Origin of the sequence: Sphingomonas sp. 28-62-11, from assembly GCF_002278865.1 — a bacterium.
In the GTDB taxonomy this organism is placed as follows: Bacteria; Pseudomonadota; Alphaproteobacteria; order Sphingomonadales; family Sphingomonadaceae; genus Sphingomonas.
Map to the genome: position 1 here is coordinate 17,904 of NZ_NCGB01000026.1, position 22,275 is coordinate 40,178.

Here is a 22,275-nt window from a genome sequence, read left to right on the forward strand (position 1 = left end):
TCACGATGTGGAGCGCCGCCCTGATGTTTCTGGATTATGCGCAACGCCGCAGGCAGGCCGCGCGTGCGGAGGAAGACGATCATGAACATCGCCATCATCGGTGCAGGGATGGCGGGGCTTGCCTGTGGCGAAGCGCTCTCGCGTGGCGGTCATTCGGTCACATTATTTGACAAGGGCCGCGGGCCGGGCGGGCGAATGTCGACCCGGCGCGTGCCAACGGCACTGGGGGAGGCGGCGTTCGATCACGGCGCCCAGTATTTTACGGTCCGTGACGCGGGTTTCGCGGCACGCGTCGACAGTTGGGTAGCGCAGGGTTGCGTCGCCGCGTGGCCCGCGGCCGGTTCGGATGCCTTTGTCGGCGTTCCGGGCATGAATGCGCCGATCCGCCAGATGGCGGCTGAAGCAACCGTCCATTGGGGGACGCGCGTGACAGACATCGTCGTAGCCGGTGAAACCGGCGGGTGGCAGATCGGGGTTGACGGCGGCACGACGCATCATGCCGACGCGGTTATCATCGCCGTGCCTGCTGAACAGGCTGCCGTTCTGGTAGCGTCAATCGCCCCGGCGATGGCGGCGCTGGCGCGAAAAGCGACGGCAGCACCGTGCTGGACGGCGATGTTCGCCTTTGCCGAACGTCTGCCGATGGCAATCGACTGCATTCGTGGCGAGGCAGCCGATCCGCTCGGCTGGGCTGCGCGCAACAATGCCAAACCGGGCCGATCGGGGCCGGAGGCTTGGGTCGTTCAGGCTGGGCCGGATTGGTCGACGGCGCATCTCGAGGACGATGGCGAATTGATTGGGGCGACGTTGCTGGCGGCGCTCGCTGATCGGATCGGCGGGCCATTGCCGGCCCCGATCGCGCAAAACACCCACCGGTGGCGTTTTGCGCGATCCGGATCGGCTGGGATTCCGGCGCTATGGGATGGGAGCCGCCGCATCGGCATGTGCGGCGACTGGCTGATCGGCCCACGGGTCGAAGCGGCATGGCTTTCAGGCACGGCATTGGGGGCAATGATGGGCAGCACGTGATTGCGCGCGACGTGGCACTCTGGCGCCGGGCGTTGATCAGCCATAAAGTCAGGTGATGCCGGCAGCCACGATCACCTTCAAACAGCTTCATTATCTGAACGCACTGGCCGCTACCGGCCATTTTCGGCGCGCGGCCGAGCAGGTCGGCGTCACCCAACCGTCGCTTTCCGCGCAGATAGCGCTGTTGGAGGAGCGGCTGGGGATACGGCTGGTCGAACGCGGCAGTACGACGGCGATCCTGACGCCGCGCGGTCGCGACATTGTCGAACGGGCGCAACGTATTCTGGCCGATGTGCGCGCGCTGGAGGAATCGGCGCTCGATGATCCTGATGGGCTCAGCGGCACGATCAGGCTCGGCGTGTCGCCAACGCTCGGGCCGTATCTGATGCCACATGTCGTGGCGCGGTTGCACCGTGACCACCGCGCGCTGCGTCTGCATGTGCGGGAAGGCTCGCCCGAGGATCTGCTGCGCGATCTGGCGATCGGCAAACATGATGCCGCGCTGATCCAGCTGCCCACGGGCCGCGAAGACTTTATCGTCGAGCGATTGTTCCGCGAAGAATTGCTTGTCGCGATGGCCGCTGATGACCCGCTTAACGCCAAGCGCGTGATCGAACCGGGCGACATGGCGGGGCGCGGGCTGCTAACGCTGTCACCGCAATACCGGATGAGTGACCAGATCTTCAGTCTCGCCAATGCAGTGCAGGCAGTCGTGATGCGCGATTATGAGGGCACGAGCCTGGATGCGATCCGCCAGATGGCGGGGATGGGGATGGGTTTTGCGTTGTTGCCCTCGCTCTATATCCGCTCCGAAATAAGGGAGGGGGATGACGTCATTGTGCGCGCCATCCGAGGCAGGCCGATGTACCGTGACGTCGGTATGGTGTGGCGGAAACGCGCCGGGCGCGGAACCGCCTATCAGCGATTGGCGCAAATCGTTTCGGAGGTTGAGAAGGCGATCCCGCCAATAGGATAATCCTATCGATTTAGATTGATTGGTGGTGTTGTTCCTATTGCCTAGATTCATTATTTAAGCGCATCCAGATATTTGCGCTCTGGTACCGGAGGACGAATGGCAGCCGAGAAAGATCGTTCCGTCAGGATGCGCGATGTGGTGCGCTGGGCACGGCCGATTCTTGGGCCGGACCAGCCCTATTTCACGCTTGTCGCCATTTATGGCGCGGGCATCAGCCTGTTGTCGCTCGCCACGCCGATTTCGGTGCAGATGCTGATCAACAGCGTCGCGAATACCGCGCTTCCGGCGCCGTTGTTCACCTTGTCGGCAATTCTGTTCGCGCTGCTGATGGTGTCAGCGGTGATGAGCGCGATGCGCGCCTATCTGATGGAGCTTTTTGGCCAGCGCTTTTTCGCAAGGATGGTGGCGGAAATTACGCTGCGGGCGGTGCACGCGCGCAATCCGTTTTTCGGCGATGAGCGCCGCGTCGACCTGTTCGATCGCTATTTCGAAGTGATGAACGTCCAGAAATCGATGCCGTCGCTGCTGATCGGGCTGTTCACGATTTTGCTGCAATCGGCGGTCGGCTTTGTCGTCACCTCATTTTACCACCCGGTGTTCCTGGGCTTCAATCTGATCTTCATTCTGGCCGTGTGGCTGATCTGGCGGGTGTGGTCGCGCGGGGCGATGACGACGCGGATCGAGCTGAGCCATGCCAAATATGCTACCGCGCGTTGGCTTGAAGGCGTGGGCGCATCGAACGGCTTTTACAAATCGAGCCGTCATCTCGATTTCGCCATCGACCGGTCCGAGGCGGAAACTGCGGCTTATATCGGGGCCTATCGCCGCCATGTTTATTACAGCCTGACGCAGACGACCGCGTTCCTGATCCTGTATGCGGTGGCGAGTGCTGGGCTGCTCGCGCTCGGCGGCTGGCTGGTCATCCAGTCACAGTTGTCGATTGGTCAGCTTGTCGCTGCAGAGCTCATTCTCTCAAGCATTTTCTACGGCGCGGCCCAGCTGGGGCCGTATCTCGATGCCTTTTACGATCTGGTGGCCGCGCTTGAGGAGCTGAGCCTCCTCAACGATATTCCGCAGGACAGCCCCGGTACCCCCGGTGCGCGCACCCAGGCTAGCAGCGATTTGGCTTTTGCCGATGTTCGGCTCGATGACATGCGGTTCGATCTGCAAATTCCGCACGGCAGCCGCCTGATTGCCAGCGCTGAGGATGATGTCCAACGCGCATTCGCTTTGCTGCTCAAGCGCGATCGACGTCCCGAAGGGGGGTTCGTGACGCTGGGTGGCGCTGACCTGGCGACGCTGGATCCCTATGACCTGCGCGCCGATGTGGTCGTGCTTGATCGGCCCTTGATCGTCGAAAGCTCCATCATCGATTATCTCAAGCTCGCCTCGCCTGATGATTCGCCGTCGGCGATGATGGCAGCGGTGCGCGCAGTATCGCTCGATCGCCGGATCGGGCGCCTGCCCGATGGATTGCATACAGTGTTGTCGCAGACGGGCTGGCCCTTCTCGGTGGCGGAATCGATGCGACTGAAATTTGCAGCTGCATTGCTGTCTGAACCGAAAATCCTGGTGATGTCGCCCTTATTCGACGTCATTCCGCGGCGCGATATCGAACGGATGATTGCTGCGATCCGACCGGGCCAGACAACGATGATCTATTTCACCAATCGCGAGGATCCCCCGATGCTCGACAGCTATGCGTGGATCGGGCGGACATCGCAGTCGCGCGTCAGTGACCAGGCCGAATTCGACGCGCTGCGCTTTGCGGTACGGGAGGCGACTGATGCTGCCGCACGCTGACCATTTCCGTCGCTTCACAACTCTAGCGACAATCCGAACCCCAAGGGTGTTGACCAGTTTTGCGATTTTGATCGCGGTTGGCATCATCATTTCGGTGGTGGGGCTCATTTATATCCCCTGGGTGCAGACGGCACCAGGCACCGGCAGTGTCACCGCGCTCGATCCCCGTGATCGGGTGCAGAATATTACGGCCATGGTCGGCGGACGGATTGATCAATGGTATGTCACTGACGGCAGCGCTGTGAAGCGCGGTGATCCGATCGCGCGGATCGCCGATAATGATCCGATGCTCCTCGAGCGGCTGGCGGCGGAACGCGCGCAGGTGCTCGCTGAAATCGCGGCAGCCGAACAGGCGATGTCCACCGCCGGGTTGGACGTTAATCGCTTTGGGAGCTTGTACCGTGAAGGGCTTGCTGCGCGCCGCGACTATGAAGCAGCGCAGATCAAGGTCGCCGATTATCGCGCCAAGGTCGCGTCGAGCCGAGCGGCGCTGAAGCGGGTCGAGGTAAATCTTAATCGCCAGTCGGTGCAGATCATCCGGGCGCCGCGCGACGGCCGGATCATGCAGATCAATGCCGGCGATACCGCAACGATGGTGAAGCAGGGTGATGTGCTCGCGACCTTTGCACCCGAAGAGTCGACCCGGATCGTCGAGCTTTACATCGATGGCCGCGACGTGCCGCTGATCAAGCCGGGGCGGCGCGTGCGGCTCGCTTTTGAAGGCTGGCCAGCGATCCAGTTTAGCGGCTGGCCATCAGTGGCGCAGGGGATGTTCGATGGGCGGGTGCGCTCGATTGATTTGTCAGCGTCGTCGAACGGATTGTTTCGCCTGCTTGTGGAGCCTGCGCCCGATCGTGGACCGTGGCCGCGTGAGCCCTTTGTTCGTCTTGGCGCCAAGGTGCGTGGCTGGGTGCTGATGGATACGGTTTCGGCCGGGTTCGAACTGTGGCGTCAGCTCAACGATTTTCCACTTCAGTTTGACCGCCCTGCCGATGAAGAGGCGCGCAGCAAGGATGGCGCCAGCAAGGCGACGCAGATCGGCGGGCCGAAGGGCAAGGACGAGAATGCGAAGTAGGCTTACCTGGGTAGCGTTCGCGCTGGCATTCGCGCTGCTCCCCGTCCGAGCGCTTGCCGAGGCACCGCTGACGCTAAACGAGGTGCTGCAATCATCGCGCTTGCATGCGCCGCAAGTGCAGGAAGCGCTGGCCCGTGTCCGCAGTGCAGAGGGCAAATTGCTGAGCGCTGAGGGGGCGTTCGACACGGTCGTCAGTGCCGAGGCAACGTCGCGCGTTGCTGGCTTCTATGATGGGCAAACGCTGGGCGGCACCGTGTACCGGCCGCTCGCTGATTGGGGCGGGCAGGTTTATGGCGGCTACCGCGTCGCGACCGGCAAGTTCCCGATTTATGAGGACAAGAATTTCACCAACGCCCTTGGCGAGGTGAAGGTTGGGGCGATGTTTTCGCTGATGCGGGATCGGTTGATCGATGATCGTCGCTTTGCGCGCCGCAATGCGACCATCGATATCGATATCGCCGAAGCCGATCGCTTGTTGACCGCGATCACGATCCAGCGCCGCGCTGTGGCTGCCTATAATCAATGGGTTGCCAGCGGGCTTCGCCTGGGTGTCTATCGTGAACTGCTCGATCTCGCCAAGGGCCGTCAGGCTGGTCTTGCGCGCCAGGTTTCGGCTGGCGCCCGGCCGCGGATCTTGCTGACCGAGAACGAACAGAATGTGCTGCGCCGTCAGACGCTGGTGGCACGGGCTGAACAGGATCTGGCGCTTGCGGCGAATACCTTGTCGCTGTTCTGGCGGGATGATGAGGGTAAGCCACAGCGCCCCGATCCTGCCCGATTGCCGGGCGACATGCCGATGATAGGGCCAGTCTATGCCGATGCCGCTGCCGTCATCGCGGCACGACCCGATCTGCGCCAGATCGACATGCGGATCACGCAGGCGACCAATCGGCTCGATCTTGACCGGAATACGCTGCGACCCCGGCTCGATTTTCGGGCGGAGGCATCGCAGGATATCGGTGCCGAGGGTGCTGGTGGCCCCTCGCGCACGCCGGGTGAACTGATCCTGGGCCTGAACTTCTCGGTGCCGCTGCAGCAGCGTGTTGCTCGCGGTCGTATCGCCCAGTCCAATGCCGAGATCGATGCGCAGCGCCGCCGTCGACAGCAGATCGAGGAACAGATCACCGCCGAGCTGGAGGGGCTTTCAATCGATGTGCGTGGCACGGAAAGATTGCGGCAACTCGCTGAGCAGGAGCTCGCGGTGGCGCAGACAATGGCCCGGGCCGAGGCGCGCCGGTTTGAGGCGGGCGCCAGCGACTTCTTCCTGGTCAACGCACGTGAGGAGGCCGCTGCTGATGCGAGCATCCGCAAACTCGATGCGTCTGTTCGCCAAATAGTCGCACGTGCCGAATTGGCCGCAGCATCGGTCGATCTGAAAACCCTCGGGCTCGATTAGAATGCGCGGGCGCGGGCGCGGGCGGGGGCAGCTGCGCGGCCGCCGCTAATCCGCTTGACCCATTTTGCCATACAGTATTAACTTGCCATGAAATTTTGTGACGTCCTCCCCGGGCAAAAATAAAAATATGCCGATTTTCGGCTGATCTGCGATTATTTTATATTGCAGATTAGCTGGATTTTGTAATTATAGACCATCTGCGGTTGCGGATGAGACTAAAAGGCCAGGGGCGAATCGCTGATGAATGAAGTTGCGACTGTAGTTTCAGCGCCTGTCCCTGTTGCTTCCCACAATCCCATCCGCACCGGCGAAGCCTGGCGCGCGATGCGCAACGCCTGCTTGGAAAATCCGGGTGCGTTCCACAGTGACATTGCCGCGAGCACCCTGCACTGGTTTGTCGACCATGTTGGCGCCAATGGTGCCTGGCTGATGCGATCGGCGGAAGGCCAATGGCAGGGCTGGGATGCGATCACCGCGGCGCCGATCAGTGCTGATCTATCCGCTGATTTCACCCCCTGGACGATGGCGTTTGACGCCAGCAACCCGCCGCACTGGCGCTGGTTCGTCGGTGGGCGGACCAATGCGGTGTTCAGCGAAGTCGATCGCCATGTGCTGAGCGGCAATGGCGATGAAGCGGCGCTGATTTTTGAGGGCGATCGCTGGGATATGTCCGCCGGTGGCGGGCAGGGCGCGCCCGTTGATTGTTTCAGTGTGTCGCGCAAGCAATTGCTGCTGGAGACCGCGAAATGCGCGTTGGCGCTCGAAGCGCTTGGGCTGAAGGCGGGCGACCGCATCGCGCTCAACATGCCGAGCATCGTGCCGCAGATTTACTGGACCGAAGCGGCCAAGCGGCTGGGGATCGTCTATACCGCCGTGTTCGGTGGGTTCAGCGATAAGACATTGTCCGACCGGATCTGCGATGCCGGCGCGCGGGTGATCGTCACCTCTGACGGCAGTTACCGCAATGCGCAGGTCGCGGCGTTCAAGAACGCCTATACCGATCCCGCGCTCGACAATTATGTGCCGGTCACCACCGCGCTGGCGATCCTGGCCGATACCGATCTTGGCCTGCCTGACGCCGATGCAGTGACGATCCGCGACACGGTGAAGGAAACGCTGGCCGGTGAAGTGACGGTCGAGCGATCGGATGTGATGCGCGGGGTTGGCCGCGCGCTGATTTTGCTCGGCAAGGAAGGGCGGATCAGCTCGGCGGATGCCGCGCGCGTCCGGATCGCGATTGCGTCGAGCCTCGTCACCTTGCCGCCGCGCGTCGAGACGGTGATCGTGGTGAAGCACACCGCCCAGCCCGACGTCATCTGGCGCGACGAGCGCGACCGGTGGAGCCATGAGCTGACCGATGCCGCGTTGGAAACCCTGCTCGCCAAGGCGCGCGACGCAGGGTTCGCGGTGACGACGCAGGCCGAATTGCTCGCGCTGCCCGATCAGGATTTCGTCCGCGCGATCTGGGCATCGTCAAAGCCGCTGCCGGTCGACTCCGATTACCCGATGTTCTTCATCTACACTTCGGGCTCGACGGGGAAGCCAAAGGGCATCGTCCACGCACATGGTTATGCTGCTGGGGTCGCCCACACGATGGCGGTGTCGTTCGATGCACGGCCGGGGGATACGTTGTTCGTGGTCGCCGATCCGGGCTGGATCACAGGCCAAAGCTATCTGATTTGCGCGCCGCTGGTCACCCGCGTGACGAGCGTTGTGTCCGAAGGATCGCCGGTATTCCCGCATGCGGGGCGCTTTGCATCGATGATCGAGCGGCACGGGGTCACGATCTTCAAGGCAGGCGTCACTTTCCTGAAATCAGTGATGTCCGATCCGTCGAACCTCGCCGATCTCCAGCGCTATGACATGGGCGCGCTGCGCGTCGCGACCTTCTGCGCCGAACCGACTTCGCCATCGGTGCAAAGCTTCGGGATGGAGCATGTCGTCCCGCAATATATCAACAGCTATTGGGCGACCGAGCATGGTGGGATCGCCTGGACGCATTTTTACGGCAATGCTGATTTCCCGCTCAAAGCCGATGCACATGCCTATCCGCTGCCGTGGATCGTCGGCGATGTGTGGGTGGAAGATGCCGATGCCGCACTGAGCGCCACGCCTTTTGCCCGTGCGGGCGAGGACGGGGTGCCGTGGCGGCAGGCGGAGATGGGCGAGAAGGGCGAAATCGTGATCGCTGCGCCCTATCCTTATCTTGCGCGCACGATCTGGGGCGATGTCGATAACTTCCGGGTCGAGGACGGCAGCGTTGTCGGCGAATGGCGCGGTGATGCGGGCCGCTGGACCGACGGCTATTGGAAGCGCTGGCGCGGGGTCTGGGCCTATACTCAGGGCGATTTCGCGATTGCGCATGATGACGGCTCCTTCTCGCTCCACGGCCGCAGCGACGACGTGATCAACGTCTCCGGCCACCGCATGGGGACTGAGGAAATCGAGGGCGCGGTGCTGCGCGACAAGGCGCTTGATCCGGATTCACCCGTCGGCAATGTGCTGGTCGTTGGCGCTCCCCACCGCGAAAAGGGGCTGACGCCGCTGGCGTTCGTGGTGCCGGTAGCGGGTCGCAAGCTGACGCAGGACGACAAGCGGCGGTTGTTTGAGCTGGTCCGCAGCGAAAAGGGCGCGGTCGCGGTGCCCGCCGATTTCATTGAAGTGTCGCAATTCCCTGAGACCCGATCCGGCAAGTACATGCGCCGCATGGTACGGGCGCTGGTCGAGGGCGGCGATGTCGGCGACGTGACGACGCTCCGCAATCCGGAATCACTGACCGAGCTCAAGACGGTGATCGTCGACTGGCAGCGCAAACAGAAGCTGTCCGAAGAACAGTCTTTGTTCGAGCGAAATCGCTATTTCCTTGTCCAGTATAATGTCGTTGCGCCAGGCAAGCGGGTCGCGACCGTCACTGTCACGAATCCGCCAGTCAACGCGCTGAACGAACGCGCGATCGATGAGCTGGTGATCGTGGTCGATCATCTGTCGCGCAAGGACGATGTGGTCGCGGTCGTTTTCACCGGCGACGGCACGGCGTCCTTTGTGGCGGGCGCCGACATTCGCCAGATGCTGGAGGAAATCCACAGCTTCGACGAAGCGATGGTGCTGCCCAACAATGCGCAGCTCGCGTTTCGCAAGATCGAGACGATGGGCAAGCCGTGCATCGCCGCGGTGCAGGGCGTCGCGCTGGGTGGCGGCATGGAGTTCGCGCTGGCGTGCCATTACCGTATCGCCGAGCCGACCGCGCGCTTTGGCCAGCCCGAAATCCGGCTTCGGCTGCTGCCGGGTTATGGCGGCACGCAGCGGCTGCCGCGTTTGCTTGCCGAAAGCCGGGGGGCGGATGGGGTTCGTGATGCGCTCGATTTGATCCTGGGCGGACGGAGCATCGACGGTGTTGCTGCCGAAGCGATTGGTCTGGTCGACACGCTGGTCGATGGCGCCACCGATGCGCTGGCTGAGGCTCATGCGGCGGTGCGGGCCTATGTGAAGGACGGCGCGGCCAGCCCGCTTGGCCAGGCCTTTACCGCGCGCGAGGCGGCGACCGAGCGGTGGGAGCAGCCCGCTGCGGTCGACCTAGATGCCGTGCTGGAAGATGATTTCCTGCAGCGTATCCGCCGCCAGCTCGATTGGGCCGGGCGCGGGACTGCGGGCGCTCGCGCGCTTGAAGCGGTCCGGACGGGTCTTGAGCAGGGCATGTCAGCGGGCCTCGCGCGCGAGGCGGCGCTGTTTGCCGAAGCGATCATCGATCCTGAAGGCGGCAAGACCGGCATTCGCCAGTTCATGGACAAAGTGAGCCCGCCGCTGCCCGTTCGCCGCGACGGCGTATGGATCGATGAGGAACACGAACCGCGCGGCAAGCAGCTTGAGGCGGAAGGCGAATTGCTGCCCGTCGGCGCGCCTTTCTTCCCCGGCGTCAGCAAGATACCCGCGTGGCAATATGCGTTCGGCATCACCCGTGATGCCGAAACCGGCGCCCCCCGATTCGGCCCGCCCGCGACGCATGAGCGCGAGCTGATCGTGAAAGTGCCGGAGCCCGCGCCGAATGAGGCGCTGCTCTACATGCTGACCAGCGAAGTGAACTTCAACGACATCTGGGCGCTGACCGGCATTCCGGTGTCGCCGTTCGACAGCCATGAAGAGGACGTGCAGACCACCGGGTCCGGCGGCATCGCGCTGGTCGCGGCGCTGGGCAGCGAAACGCGCGCGCAGGGCCGGGTAAAGGTCGGCGATATGGTGACCGTCTATTCGGGCACCAACGATCTGTTGTCTCCACTCGTCGGCAATGATCCGATGTATGCGGGCTTCTCGATTCAGGGCTATGAAACCGAAACGGGCAGCCATGCGCAGTTTCTGACCGTGCAGGCGCCGCAGATGCACAGCATTCCGCCCGATCTGACGCTGGAGCAGGCGGGCAGTTACGTGCTGAACCTCGGCACGATCGCGCGCTGTCTGTTCACGACGTTGCAGATCGCACCGGGGCGGACGTTGTTCGTCGAAGGCGCGGCGACGGGTACCGGGCTGGACGCGCTGCGCAGTTCGGTGCGGACCGGGCTGCAAGTTACGGGGCTTGTCTCGAACCCCGAGCGTGCCGCGTTCATCACCGATGTGCAGGGCGCTGTCGGCGCAATCGACCGCAAGGACCCGCGCTTTGCGGCGCTGTTCACGACAGTGCCTGAAGATGCCGAGGAAGCCCGCGCCTGGGAAGCGGCGGGTGCACCGCTGATCGCCGAATATGAAGCACTGAACGACGGCAAGCGCGCCGACTATGTTGTCAGCCATGCTGGCGAAACCGCGTTTCCCCGCAGTTTCCAGTTGCTGGCGGAAGGCGGCACGCTCGCCTTTTATGGTGCGTCGTCGGGCTATCATTTCAGCTTCATGGGCAAGCCTGGCACGGCGAGCCCAGAGGAAATGCTGCGCCGCGCGGCTTTGCGTGGTGGCGAGGCGGTGCTGATCTATTACGGCCCGGGTTCCACGGATCTGCTCGACGAAATGGGCCTTGAGATGATCGAGGCGGCGCGCCGGTTCAACGCGCGCAGCGTGGTTGCCACCACGACGGATGGCCAGCGCGAGTTCCTGCAATCGCTCGGGCTGGAGGATGCGATCGAAGGAATCGTCAGCCTGGAGGCGATCCGCAGGCGCGAGGGGGCGAATTTCCTGTGGCCCGATACGATGCCGCGCCTTCCCGACGCCAAGGTGGACATCGAGCCATTTAAGGCGGCGGTGCGTGATTATCAGGACCGGGTGATGAAGCCGTTCGGCACCGCCGTCGGCAAGATCCTTCGCTCACCCGATAATCCGCGCGGTGCGCCGGATCTGATTTTCGAACGCGCCGGGCAGGATACGCTCGGGGTATCGACGTCGTTGGTGAAGCCGTTCACCGGCCGGGTGATCTTTGCCGAAGACCTGTCGGGGCAACGCTTCACTTTCTACGCGCCGCAGGTCTGGACGCGGCAGCGCAAGATATTGATGCCGACCGCGTCGATCCTCGGCACGCATCTCTGCAACGCTTACGAAGTCGCACGGATGAACGACATGATCGCCGCCGGGCTGCTCGAAGTGACCGAGCCGCAGGTCGTGCCATGGGAAGGCCTGCCGGAGGCGCATCAATCGATGTGGGAAAACCGGCATTCGGGGTCGACCTATGTCGTCAACCACGCGCTGCCCGCGCTCGGTTTGCGCAGCCGCGATGCCTTGCTTGAAGCTTGGGCGGCGGGGGGCGCGGCTGCGGGGGCTGTGTGACCTCGCTGTTGATCCGTTCGGGCTGAGCCTGTCGAAGCCCTGCCTTTCTTTGCAACCGCCGAAAAGAAAAGCAGCCCTTCGACAAGCTCAGGGCAAACGGATCAGCGGTAGCACCAATTGACGACCATTAATGACGATAAATACAAAACACCGGAGCGTAATGATGGCCAAGACAAAGACCGCACTGACTCCAACCGCAGGTGGGCGCCTCGCGGGCAAGATCGCGGTTGTGACCGGCGCGGCGGGTAATCTCGGCGGCCATATCGTGCGGCATTATCTGGCCGAGGGCGCGACCGTGGTGATGACCGGGCGCACGCCCGCGCGCACCGAAGCTGCTGCCGAGGCAATCCGCACCGAAATGGGTGTTGATGCCGATAGGCTGGCAACGGTGGCACTCGATGGCGGCGATCCGCAGTCGGTGCGCGATGCGGTGGCCGATGTCGTCAAGCGGTTCGGCCGGATCGATATCCTCGTCAACAATGCGGGCTCGGCGGGGCCGAAACAGCCGCTCGAGCAGTTGCCGATTGATGATGCGGAACTGGCGGTGCTCCAGAAATCAGGATCGACCGACACCGAAACGGTGGGTGCTGCGATCCGCAACATTTTCGGCGTCGCCTGGAATGTCTCACGCGCGGCGGCGACCGCGATGGGCGAGGGTGGTTCGATCATCAACGTATCGACGATCTTCTCCCGCACGCCTTATTATGCCCGCACCGCCTATGTCGTGCCTAAGGCGGCGATGAATGCCTTCTCGCGCGAATTGTCGCTTGAATTGGGCCCGCGCGGTATTCGCGTGAACTTGGTCTTCCCCGGACCGATCGAAAGCGAACGGATCCGCAGCGTGTTCGCGACGATGGATACGATGCGCGGCGATGATGCAGGCACCACCGCCAACCAGTTTTTCGACATGATGTCGCTAGAGCGCTCGACCGGCGGCAATGCCAAGGCCAAGACCTTCCCGACGCCGACCGACATCGCGACCACCTGCGTGTTTCTGGGAAGCGATGATTCCGCCGCCTATAACGGCCATGACTTCGAAGTGACGCACGGCATGACCGTGCGCAAGGAAGCGCGATCGACCTATTTGTCGCGCCCGACGATGCGGTCGATGGACGGTGCCGGGCTGGCGGTGCTGATCGCGGCGGGCGATGGCTGGCAGGAAGCGCTCGAAATCGCGAACATCCAGATCGCTTGCGGTGCCCGCGTGCTGCTGGGACTGACCCGCCAGGCAGACGTCGCGATCGCGCAGGCCCGCGCCAAGGCCGAAGGGGCTGACGACCGGCTGACGATTATCCGCTTCAACCGCAATGAGCCCGCCGCGATGGAGGCAGCGCTTGAGGCCTATACCAAAGATTACACGGCGATTACCGGCGCGATCTTCATGCCGGTGCTTGGCCCCGGTGAGCTGGTCGGTGATCTGGTCGATGCCAGCGATGAGGATGTCGCGAGCTTCATGGACGTTGAAATGGCGGGGAGCATCGCGCTTGCCCGCACGCTTAGCCGCTACTGGAAGCGGCATGACAATCTGCTGCAGGAACCGCGCTTTGTGTTCCTCACCAACCCAAGCGACGGCAAGGGTGACGTCTACGCGCAGATGCTCCGCGCCGCGATCGAGCAGCTCGTCCGCATCTGGCGTGACGAATCCGAAATCGACGTGACGCATGGTCGCCGTCGTCAGGCCGAATGGGGCAACCAGATCGTCCGGTTCGGCAATGCCGAGGCGGAGAATACACGCTTCACCGCGGGGCACGCCGCGCGCATCTTGCTGAAGGAAAGCAAGATCCGCGAAGTGACGCTGTACGTGCCGCAAAGCATCGGCGAGGCGACGGGTGCGCGCAAAGCAATGCCGGGCTTCAGCGAGAACATTACCGGGCTGCATCTGGGCAAGGTCGCGCTGATCACCGGCGGATCGGCAGGGATTGGCGGCCAGGTGGCGCGGTTGCTGGCACTGGCGGGCGCGCGGGTGATGATCGTCGCCCGGCGCGAAAGCGAACTCGCGGTGGCGCGGGCGCGCATCGTGAGCGAGCTGGAGGATATCGGTTTTGCCGGTGTTGAACGCCGCGTGCAGACGCTCGCCAATGTCGATGTCAGCGATTTCGAGTCCTTGAAGGGCGCGGTTGATGCAACGCTAAAGGCATTCGGGCGGATCGATTATCTGATCAACAATGCCGGCGTTGCGGGTGCCGAGGACATGGTCGTCGACATGAGCGTCGACGCCTGGAATTACACGCTCGACGCCAATCTGATCTCGAACTTCTTTCTGATGCACCATGTCGTGCCGATGATGAAGAAGCAGGGATCGGGCTATATCCTGAACGTCTCGTCCTATTTCGGCGGGGAGAAGTATCTCGCGGTCGCCTATCCCAACCGCGCGGATTACGCCGTGTCGAAATCGGGCCAGCGCGCAATGGTGGAGGCGATGTCGCGCTATCTGGGGCCGGAGGTGCAGTTCAACGCAATTGCGCCAGGGCCGGTCGATGGCGATCGGCTGGCGGGCACGGGCGGGAAGCCCGGTTTGTTCGAACGGCGCGGCAAGCTGATCCTCGAAAACAAGCGGCTGAACGCGATCCATGCAGCCGCGGTGAAGGCGCTGCGGCGCGGGGTTCGGGTGGAGGCGCTGCTGACGCGGCTGGCGCGCAACGACACGGTGCGGATGTCACATGACACCAATAACCCGCGCGAAATCCGCGATTTGGCGCTGGCTTGCGCGCGGGAAGGCGACGGCGTGTGCACCTGGGACCAGTATCTCCTGACCCCGCCGATTGCTGCCGCGCTCGTTTCGCGGTTGCGTAAGGGTGGCTATTTCCTCGATGCGCCGGGCTGGAAGGATCGGCCCGATACGCCCGAGGCGAACAGCAACTGGCTGCTCCGCACACCACCGGAAACCGCCCCCTTCCTGCCCGCCGACAAGATTGCAATCGAGGCCAACAAGGTCGGCAGTGGGGTGCTGTCAAAGCTTCACCTCGGCAAGATGCCCACCGAAACCGATGTGGCGCAGGCAACGGTGTTCTTCCTGGCAGACCGCGCGGTGAGCGGCGAGACGTTCATGCCGTCGGGCGGTCTCTCGGTCGAGCGATCGACGACGGAGCGCGAATTGTTCGGCAGCCCCAAGCAGGAGCGGCTCGATCAGATGCGCGGCAAAACTGTCTGGATCATCGGCGAGCATCTGGTCGATTACATCGCTGAGACGGCACGCGCCTTTGTCAACGAATGCCATGTTGCCCGTGTGGTGCTGATCACGCGAACCGCCGAAGGGTTCGAGACGTTGAAGGCCGCGCTGAGCGATGTGCCGTCGGAGGTGCTTGAATCGATCGTGTGCGGCAATTCGGTCGAAGGGGCAATGAACGAGGCTTTGATGCAGTGGGGGAGACCGACGACACTGCTCTCGACGCCGTTCGAGCCTTTGCCGCAGAAGCTGTTCGCACTCGATGATCCGCTTTCGCCCGAGGAATTCCGGGAGCTTGTGGCGAGCAACCTGACCAACCATTTCCGCGTCGCGCGCAAGGCCTCGCTCTACGACGATTGCCAGCTCGTGCTCGCCTCGCCTGATGTCGCGATGGGGGACAAGAGCCCGGCCTTTGCGCTCGCCAACTTCATCAAGACGACGCTCCATGCCTTCACCGCCACGCTGGCGGTCGAAAATGAGCGGCTGGTGCATGATGTGCCCGTCAACCAGATCAACCTGACGCGGCGCGTGCAATCCGAGGAGCCGCGCGATCTCGACGAGCACCTGGAAGAAGTAAAGCGCTTTGCCCGCGCTGTTCTCCTGGTCGGTGCGCCGTTGCCTGATGCGGAGGATTCGCGGTATCGCTCGCGCATCTACCGCGGCATGGCGATGACGGTGTGACTGAGTATCTGTCCTTCGAAAAGGCGATCGAGGCGCTCGACCAAAGTGCGGCCGCGCTGCGGCGCACTGGCGAGCGCCCTGATGAGGCCGCGCAGTTGGAGGAACGGTCAAAGCGGCAGCTGGCGTTCCTTTATAGCAAGCTGACGCCGTGGCAGCGGGCGATGGTCGCACGCCACCCTGCTCGGCCGCATTTCAATCATTACGTCGCCGGGCTGTTCGATGATTTCATGCCGCTGGGCGGCGACCGCGCTTTTGCGGATGATCAGGCGGTGCTGGGCGGGCTTGCGCGATTCCAGGCCAAGCGTGTCGTCGTCATGGGGCATATGAAGGGCGACGATACCGCATCGCGCCTGCGCCATAACTTCGGCATGGCCAAGCCCGAGGGGTATCGCAAGGCGATCCGCCTGATGGATCTGGCCGACAAATTCGGGTTGCCGGTGATCACGCTGGTCGACACGCCGGGGGCGTTCCCCGGGATGGACGCCGAGGAACGCGGTCAGGCCGAAGCGATCGCCCGCAGCACTGAACGCTGCCTGTCGCTCGGCGTGCCGATGATTGCGATCATCGCAGGCGAGGGCGGTTCTGGCGGCGCAGTGGCGCTGGCGGCGGCGAACCGCGTGCTGATGCTCGAACACTCGATCTATTCGGTGATCTCGCCCGAAGGGTGCGCTTCGATCCTTTGGCGAAGCGCTTCGCGCGCGGCCGATGCAGCGGAGGCGATGAAGATCACCGCGGCGGAGTTGCTGAGCCTGGGGGTGATCGACCGAATCGTCTATGAACCCGCTGGCGGCGCGCACCGCGACCATGATCTGACGATCAAGCGTGTCGGTGTGGCGATTGCGGCCGAACTTTCGGCAATTGCCGGCCTGTCTGCCGGCGATTTGAAGGCGGAGCGGAGACGCAAATATCTGGAGATTGGTCGTTGACCTGTAACCTCGGCGCGCAACTATAACGTCGGTAATCCTATTTGGGGGGGCAAAGATGCGTCGATTCGCTCTGGCGGGCATGCTGGTTCTTGGCGCCTGTACGCAGGCTGAGCCGGTCGGGACCCGCCCGGACGCCAATGATGCCCAGGTAAATGTTTCGGAAAACGGCACCGCCGATGATGGAAATGGTGGCGATGCCGAGGTGGGCCAGACGTCCACCGCGCTGGTGCTCAGCCTAGCGCCTGACGGGTTGCAACTGGTTGAAGCGACCAGCGGTAAGACATATGCGATCCCGTTCGGCACGCCCGAAAAAGATACCGTCGATCGCGTCGCCAAGGCACGCGGCGATCTTGTCGATAAAGGTGGAAATGACGAATGCGGGGCAGGCCCGATCGCCTATGCCAATTTCGGGGGCAATGTCTCGTTGATCTTCCAGGAAGGCAAGTTCGCTGGATGGAGCGTTAATGATGGTGGTGATTCCAAGATCACGACCCTGACTGGAATCGGGCTTGGTTCGACCCGCAAGGCGCTCGAGGCTGCTTATGCCGTAACGGTCGAGGAAAGCAGCATCGGCACTGAATTTTCCGCAGGGGAACTGTCGGGCCTGCTCAATGGCAAGGGCCCTGATGCGAAGGTGACAGACATTTGGGCGGGCGTGACCTGCATCGCGCGCTGACTCGATGGCTGTTACGATTTACGGCATCAAGAATTGCGACACGATGAAGAAGGCACGGGCTTGGCTTGATACCGCTGGGATCTCGTACCAGTTTCATGATTATAAGGCGAACGGCGTCGATGCCGGTTTGCTGCGGCGCTGGGTCGATGAAGCGGGGTGGGAGACAGTTCTCAACCGGGCAGGAACGACCTTTCGGGCCTTGCCCGATATCGACAAGCAGGGGATCGACGCCGACAGGGCGATTACGCTGATGCTCGCCCACCCATCGATGATCAAGCGACCCGTGCTTGTCGATGGCGCACGGCTGTTGATCGGTTTCAAGCCTGACGCCTATTCGGCCTTTTTCCGCTGAACCCGGGCTTGGCGTGAGCCGCAGGCGCCCCATATCGTCGTTACACCCACAGGAGCCTGCCCCCATGCCGACCGCCACCTGGAACGACACTGTCATCGCGCAATCGGACGCCACGATCGTGGTCGAAGGCAATCATTACTTCCCACCCGAATCGGTCAATATGGCACTGCTGGCTGACAGCAAGACGCACACGCATTGCCCATGGAAGGGCGACGCCAGCTATATGACGATCGTGATAGATGGCACGAAGAATGCCGACGCCGTCTGGTATTATCCCGAGCCCAAGGAAAAGGCCGCGCAGATCAAGGGGTATTTCGCCTTCTGGAAGGGCGTTAAGGTGGCCTGACGCACCTAGCTTTCGCCGCCTATTGCCAATTTCGTCTCGTCGGCCCAGCTTCTGCGCCGGACTTTGGGGGGGAGTGGGCTGATGAGCAGCGGGAATCATAAACCGGCAATCTGGTTCTGGGTCGTCGCTGGCCTGTTCTTGCTGTGGGATATCGCGGGCATTTTCGCATTTTATGTGCATGTTGGGGTCGATACCGCGGCATTGGCGGCGATGACGGCTTATGACCGGCAGGCCTATCTGGCGCTGCCGTCATGGTACAACTGGGTGTTTGCGTTGGCGGTTTGGCCGGCATTGCTTGGCTCGGTGGCATTGCTGGCGCGGTCGAAATTTGCCCGACCGCTCTTTATCGCCTCGCTGATCGGCGTGATCGTTCAGTTCGGCTGGGTGTTCGGTGCCACCGATCTGATTGCGGTCAAGGGCGTGCTGGCGACAGTGCCGTTCCCTATCTTCATCTTTGTGCTTGCGGTCGCCCAGGTCTGGTTTGCGGGTATCGCAACCAAGCGCGGTTGGCTGCGCTAACCGCGCCACTGGAACACCTCGTCGAGCGGTTTGCCGAACACAGCCGCGATCTTGAAGGCCGCCTCGAGCGACGGAGAATATTTGCCAGCCTCGATCGCGGCGACTGTTTGTCGGGTCATGCCGATTTTCTCGGCCAGCTCGGCTTGAGTCATCTCGCCCGCCATGAAGCGCAGCGTGCGGATATTGTTAGTGATTGCAAGGCTCGCCACGGTCAGCCCTCCCGGCGATAGCGCCAGAGCTGCGCGCCGCAATCAACCAGATGCGCAAGGACGAGCGCGAGCAACAAGGCATTGCCGATCACGACGGCGTTGACCGTCTCGGGCGGGCCGCTCAGCCAGCGCGGCGCGGCCGCGACGATCAGCGGCATCGCGAGCATGATCATCACAATGAGTAACGACAGCACGGTATATGCAGGCACGGCGGCGGTGGCAGCAAAGTCGCGGTCGCGCACGTCGGTTGGGGCATTCGCATCGTCGGGCGTCATGATCGCCAGGACGATTGTGGCTGCTACCTGAACCCCAACCACAAGGATCACCGATTTGATGAACCCGCCATACGCCTGCCCCGCATCAACCACGCCGCGCGCGAGCAGCCAGCCGACATCGACCAGATAGGCACCCCAGATTGCGGTCACCGCCACCATTGATACCCAAAGCATTTTCTCGCGAAAGGTCATGTCGATCTCCTCAATGTCATTCAACATTGGCATTGTGTTAGATATATATAACATCGAGTCAATAATATTAGTCATAAATGGCTAACTGCTCTGGCTTCATTGCTGATGATCCGCTAGCCCGCTGGGATGTCCACGACGTACACGATCGACACCGCGACCAGCCGGGCGACACCCACGCCGGCGCCAATGAAGCGCCTGACCGTTCCTGCCATCCGCGCGCGCAAAACGGGGGGCGCAGTCGCTGGTGAGCCACTGGTGATGCTGACCGCCTACACGGTACGCATGGCGCAATTGCTCGATCCGCACTGCGATATGCTGTTGGTTGGCGACAGCCTGGGTCAGGTGATTTACGGCCTGCCATCGACAGTGCCCGTCACGCTGGAGATGATGGCGGCGCACGGCGCAGCAGTGGTGCGCGGCAGTTATCACAGCGTGGTGGTGATCGATATGCCGTTCGGCAGCTATGAAGCCTCTCCCGAAAAAGCATTTGAAAGCGCGGCTTGGCTGCTCAAACAAACCGGCGCCGCGGCGGTAAAGCTGGAGGGTGGGGCTGCAATGGCACCGACCGTGCGGTTCCTGGGTGAGCGCGGCATTCCGGTGATGGGCCATGTCGGGCTGACGCCCCAGGCGGTCAACGTGCTGGGCGGCTATGGCGCGCGAGGCCGCACGAAAGCCGAAGCACAAAAGATCATCGAGGACGCCGTTGCGATTGCTGAAGCGGGCGCGTTCGCCATCGTGATCGAGGGCGTGGTGGAGCCGATCGCGATCATGATCACCCAGACTGTCGCGTGCCCTACGATCGGGATCGGCGCGTCGGCGCAGTGCGATGGCCAGGTGCTGGTGGCTGAAGACATGCTTGGCCTGTTCGATCGCACGCCGCGCTTCGTGAAGCGGTTCGATGATCTGGCGGGCCGTATTTCCGCCGCGGTTGGCAGCTATGCCGCTGATGTTCGCAGTCGGGCATTTCCGGGGGCGGAACAGACCTATGCGCCCAAGGATTAAGCGGGGTACATGCGTGCGGATTGATGCCCTTTCGTTTGATCCACGCCGCCGCTAAGGTCCGCGCCTTCCTGCCCGATACCACCGTCACTTAATGGAGCCGCACTTGGCCATCACGCCGCAAAATAACGAAGCCTTTCTGCGCGAAGTCGATGAAGAGCTCCGCCGCGATCAGGCGATGCAGTTCTGGACGCGCTATGGCCGTTGGATGATTGGGGCGGTGGTACTGGCACTTGCGGTTTTCGGTGGCGTGCTGTTCTGGCAGAATCGCCAGCAGCAATTGGCCGGCGAGCAAGGCGAGAAGATCGCGACCATCTTTGAAAAGCTCGGCACGGGCGATGAGAAGGGGGCAACGGCACCATTGGCGGAGATCGCCGGATCAGGCATCGGTGCCTATCGATCGATTGCGCGGTTCACCCAGGCTGATGTGCTGCTGCAGAAGAACGATTTGAAGGGCGCGGCGGCCAAGTTCGCCGAAGTAGCGAACGACAGTAGTGCGGCCAAGCCGTTTCGCGATCTCGCGCTGGTTCGCCAAACATATGCCGAATTCGACAGCTTGAAGCCCCAGACCGTTATTGACCGGCTAAAGCCGCTCGCGGTGAAGGGGGAACCCTGGTTCGGATCGGCTGGCGAACTGGTGGCCATCGCCTATTTGCAATTGCGCCGGAACCGTGAGGCGGGCGCATTGTTTGGAGAGATTGCCAAGGATCAGAAGGTGCCGGAAAGCCTGCGCCAGCGCGCGGTCCAGATGGCCGGTGTACTCGGCGTCGATGCGATCGACCAAGGTGAGGAAAAGAAACCGCAATGAAGAAATCTCTGAAGACGTCGATCGCCATAGCGTTGGTGGTGGCGTTGAGCGGCTGCGGTGCGTTCAAGGGTGGCCAGAAAAAGACGCCGACGCTTGGCAGTCGCGTCCCGATCCTGGTGGCCGAAAATGGCGCTGAGGTCGATAAATCGATCGCCGATGTACAGGTTTTGCTGCCGCCGCCCGCCGCTAATGTCGATTGGGCGCAGCCCGGCGGTAATGCCGCCAAGTCGATGGGCCATGTTGCGCTCGGTACCGGAATGACCCGGCTCTGGTCGGCAAGCATTGATGGCGGTTCGGTCCGCCAGCGGCTCGGAGCTGCCCCGGTAGTAGCCGACAACAAGCTGTTTGCGGTTGATGTCGATGCCGTGGCGCACGCCTTTGCGGCGGATACCGGCAAGCTGTTGTGGTCCGCTAAACTGATTGAAAACAAGGATAATCGGGCGGCGCGTTTTGGCGGTGGCATTAGCTATGACGATGGCAAGGTCTTTGCCACCACAGGGCTGGGTGATATCGTTGCCTTGAACGCAGCTGATGGCGCCGTGCTCTGGCGGGCGCATCCTGCGGGCCCGCTTCGGGGCGCGCCGACTGTCGCCAATGGCGCGCTCTACATTGTGAGCCAGAATAACGAGCTCGTTGCGCTGTCGCAGGCCGATGGATCGATCCAGTGGACCGGCAGCGGATCGCTCGAATCGCAGGGCGTGTTCGGGGTTGGCGCCCCCGCCGCCGGACGCGGCACGATTGTCGCCGGTTTCTCGTCAGGCGAACTTTATGCGTATCGCTATGAGAATGGCCGTGTGCTGTGGACTGAGGTGCTTTCGCGCACCAGCGTATCGACATCGGTATCGAGTCTGACCGATATCGATGCCGCGCCGGTGATTGACCAGAACCGTGTTTATGCCGTCGGTGAAGGCGGGCGCATGGTCTCGCTCGAACTGACGACCGGGCAGCGCGTTTGGGAACAGAATCTGGCTGGTGTTTCGACGCCGTGGATCGCGGGTGAGTGGCTGTTCGTGGTCACCGAAGATGCCAAGCTGTATTGCCTCTCGCGCGCGAATGGCAAAATCCGCTGGATCAGTGATCTTGGCGGATTCAAAAATGTGAAGAAGCG

At 62.5% G+C, this 22,275-nt stretch carries 17 protein-coding genes; 15 read left to right on the forward strand and 2 right to left on the reverse strand.

Translation table 11 applies throughout. From position 1 onward, the window contains the following. Positions 1–81 precede the first annotated feature (81 nt). The 12 genes from B7Y49_RS10290 to B7Y49_RS10345 all read left to right on the forward strand — a co-directional run bounded on the left by B7Y49_RS10290 (position 82) and on the right by B7Y49_RS10345 (position 18,684). A complete protein-coding gene (locus B7Y49_RS10290; RefSeq protein WP_374127499.1) occupies positions 82–1,029 on the forward strand; it encodes an NAD(P)/FAD-dependent oxidoreductase in 948 nt (315 codons plus the stop codon). 55 nt (positions 1,030–1,084) lie between these two features. After that, the gene (locus tag B7Y49_RS10295; RefSeq protein WP_374127500.1) at positions 1,085–2,005 is read left to right on the forward strand and encodes a hydrogen peroxide-inducible genes activator; all 921 of its coding nucleotides are present in this window, start codon (positions 1,085–1,087) and stop codon (positions 2,003–2,005) included. 96 nt (positions 2,006–2,101) lie between these two features. After that, positions 2,102–3,808, forward strand: a complete 1,707-nt coding sequence (locus B7Y49_RS10300; protein WP_374127501.1) for an ABC transporter ATP-binding protein — start codon at positions 2,102–2,104, stop codon at positions 3,806–3,808. Between the two features lie 46 nt (positions 3,809–3,854). After that, positions 3,855–4,883 carry an efflux RND transporter periplasmic adaptor subunit gene (locus B7Y49_RS10305; protein WP_374127502.1) on the forward strand — a complete coding sequence of 343 codons (1,029 nt, stop codon included), beginning with the start codon at positions 3,855–3,857 and terminating at the stop codon, positions 4,881–4,883. Then, positions 4,873–6,279 carry a TolC family protein gene (locus tag B7Y49_RS10310; RefSeq protein WP_374127503.1) on the forward strand — a complete coding sequence of 469 codons (1,407 nt, stop codon included), beginning with the start codon at positions 4,873–4,875 and terminating at the stop codon, positions 6,277–6,279. Before B7Y49_RS10305 ends, B7Y49_RS10310 begins: the two co-directional genes overlap by 11 nt. Positions 6,280–6,519: 240 nt before the next feature. Next, the gene (locus tag B7Y49_RS10315; protein ID WP_374127504.1) at positions 6,520–12,018 is read left to right on the forward strand and encodes an AMP-binding protein; all 5,499 of its coding nucleotides are present in this window, start codon (positions 6,520–6,522) and stop codon (positions 12,016–12,018) included. Positions 12,019–12,181: 163 nt separating this feature from the next. Further along, complete coding sequence (locus B7Y49_RS10320) at positions 12,182–15,865, forward strand: SDR family oxidoreductase (RefSeq protein ID WP_374127505.1); 3,684 nt, start codon at positions 12,182–12,184, stop codon at positions 15,863–15,865. Further along, on the forward strand, positions 15,862–16,791 hold the full coding sequence (locus B7Y49_RS10325; RefSeq protein ID WP_374127506.1) for an acetyl-CoA carboxylase carboxyltransferase subunit alpha: 930 nt from the start codon (positions 15,862–15,864) through the stop codon (positions 16,789–16,791). Before B7Y49_RS10320 ends, B7Y49_RS10325 begins: the two co-directional genes overlap by 4 nt. A gap of 55 nt (positions 16,792–16,846) precedes the next feature. Continuing rightward, positions 16,847–17,467 (forward strand): hypothetical protein, encoded by a 621-nt coding sequence (locus tag B7Y49_RS10330; protein WP_374127507.1) that lies wholly within the window; start codon positions 16,847–16,849, stop codon positions 17,465–17,467. Positions 17,468–17,471: 4 nt separating this feature from the next. Next, positions 17,472–17,819 (forward strand): arsenate reductase, encoded by a 348-nt coding sequence (locus tag B7Y49_RS10335; RefSeq protein WP_374127508.1) that lies wholly within the window; start codon positions 17,472–17,474, stop codon positions 17,817–17,819. A gap of 64 nt (positions 17,820–17,883) precedes the next feature. Continuing rightward, positions 17,884–18,165 (forward strand): DUF427 domain-containing protein, encoded by a 282-nt coding sequence (locus B7Y49_RS10340; RefSeq protein ID WP_374127509.1) that lies wholly within the window; start codon positions 17,884–17,886, stop codon positions 18,163–18,165. A gap of 81 nt (positions 18,166–18,246) precedes the next feature. Continuing rightward, positions 18,247–18,684 carry a hypothetical protein gene (locus tag B7Y49_RS10345; protein ID WP_374127510.1) on the forward strand — a complete coding sequence of 146 codons (438 nt, stop codon included), beginning with the start codon at positions 18,247–18,249 and terminating at the stop codon, positions 18,682–18,684. Here the strand turns inward: B7Y49_RS10345 and B7Y49_RS10350 are convergent. Then, on the reverse strand, positions 18,681–18,893 hold the full coding sequence (locus B7Y49_RS10350) for a helix-turn-helix transcriptional regulator (protein ID WP_374127511.1): 213 nt from the start codon (positions 18,891–18,893) through the stop codon (positions 18,681–18,683). The genes B7Y49_RS10345 and B7Y49_RS10350 overlap by 4 nt on opposite strands. 2 nt (positions 18,894–18,895) lie before the next feature. Then, entirely contained in the window at positions 18,896–19,387 is a 492-nt protein-coding gene (locus tag B7Y49_RS10355; RefSeq protein ID WP_374127512.1) for a hypothetical protein, read from the reverse strand. A gap of 99 nt (positions 19,388–19,486) precedes the next feature. Between B7Y49_RS10355 and panB the strand changes: the two genes are divergently transcribed. From panB to B7Y49_RS10370, 3 genes are all read left to right on the forward strand, one after another. Next, positions 19,487–20,362, forward strand: coding sequence for a 3-methyl-2-oxobutanoate hydroxymethyltransferase (gene panB, locus B7Y49_RS10360; protein WP_374127513.1), 876 nt, complete (start codon positions 19,487–19,489; stop codon positions 20,360–20,362). A 103-nt stretch (positions 20,363–20,465) separates the two neighbouring features. Further along, the gene (locus B7Y49_RS10365) at positions 20,466–21,167 is read left to right on the forward strand and encodes a tetratricopeptide repeat protein (RefSeq protein ID WP_374127514.1); all 702 of its coding nucleotides are present in this window, start codon (positions 20,466–20,468) and stop codon (positions 21,165–21,167) included. Continuing rightward, the coding region (locus tag B7Y49_RS10370) for a PQQ-binding-like beta-propeller repeat protein (protein WP_374127515.1) at positions 21,164–22,275 on the forward strand (1,112 nt) is incomplete at its 3' end. The genes B7Y49_RS10365 and B7Y49_RS10370, both read left to right, overlap by 4 nt.

What these genes read in the sequence shown, in the direction of transcription:
- B7Y49_RS10290 (WP_374127499.1), top strand. Translation starts at nt 82, where the DNA reads ATGAACATCGCCATCATCGGTGCAGGGATGGCGGGGCTTGCCTGTGGC.
- B7Y49_RS10295 (WP_374127500.1), top strand. Translation starts at nt 1,085, where the DNA reads ATGCCGGCAGCCACGATCACCTTCAAACAGCTTCATTATCTGAACGCA.
- B7Y49_RS10300 (WP_374127501.1), top strand. Translation starts at nt 2,102, where the DNA reads ATGGCAGCCGAGAAAGATCGTTCCGTCAGGATGCGCGATGTGGTGCGC.
- B7Y49_RS10310 (WP_374127503.1), top strand. Translation starts at nt 4,873, where the DNA reads ATGCGAAGTAGGCTTACCTGGGTAGCGTTCGCGCTGGCATTCGCGCTG.
- B7Y49_RS10315 (WP_374127504.1), top strand. Translation starts at nt 6,520, where the DNA reads ATGAATGAAGTTGCGACTGTAGTTTCAGCGCCTGTCCCTGTTGCTTCC.
- B7Y49_RS10320 (WP_374127505.1), top strand. Translation starts at nt 12,182, where the DNA reads ATGGCCAAGACAAAGACCGCACTGACTCCAACCGCAGGTGGGCGCCTC.
- B7Y49_RS10330 (WP_374127507.1), top strand. Translation starts at nt 16,847, where the DNA reads ATGCGTCGATTCGCTCTGGCGGGCATGCTGGTTCTTGGCGCCTGTACG.
- B7Y49_RS10335 (WP_374127508.1), top strand. Translation starts at nt 17,472, where the DNA reads ATGGCTGTTACGATTTACGGCATCAAGAATTGCGACACGATGAAGAAG.
- B7Y49_RS10340 (WP_374127509.1), top strand. Translation starts at nt 17,884, where the DNA reads ATGCCGACCGCCACCTGGAACGACACTGTCATCGCGCAATCGGACGCC.
- B7Y49_RS10345 (WP_374127510.1), top strand. Translation starts at nt 18,247, where the DNA reads ATGAGCAGCGGGAATCATAAACCGGCAATCTGGTTCTGGGTCGTCGCT.
- B7Y49_RS10355 (WP_374127512.1), bottom strand. Translation starts at nt 19,387, where the DNA reads ATGTTGAATGACATTGAGGAGATCGACATGACCTTTCGCGAGAAAATG.
- panB (WP_374127513.1), top strand. Translation starts at nt 19,487, where the DNA reads ATGTCCACGACGTACACGATCGACACCGCGACCAGCCGGGCGACACCC.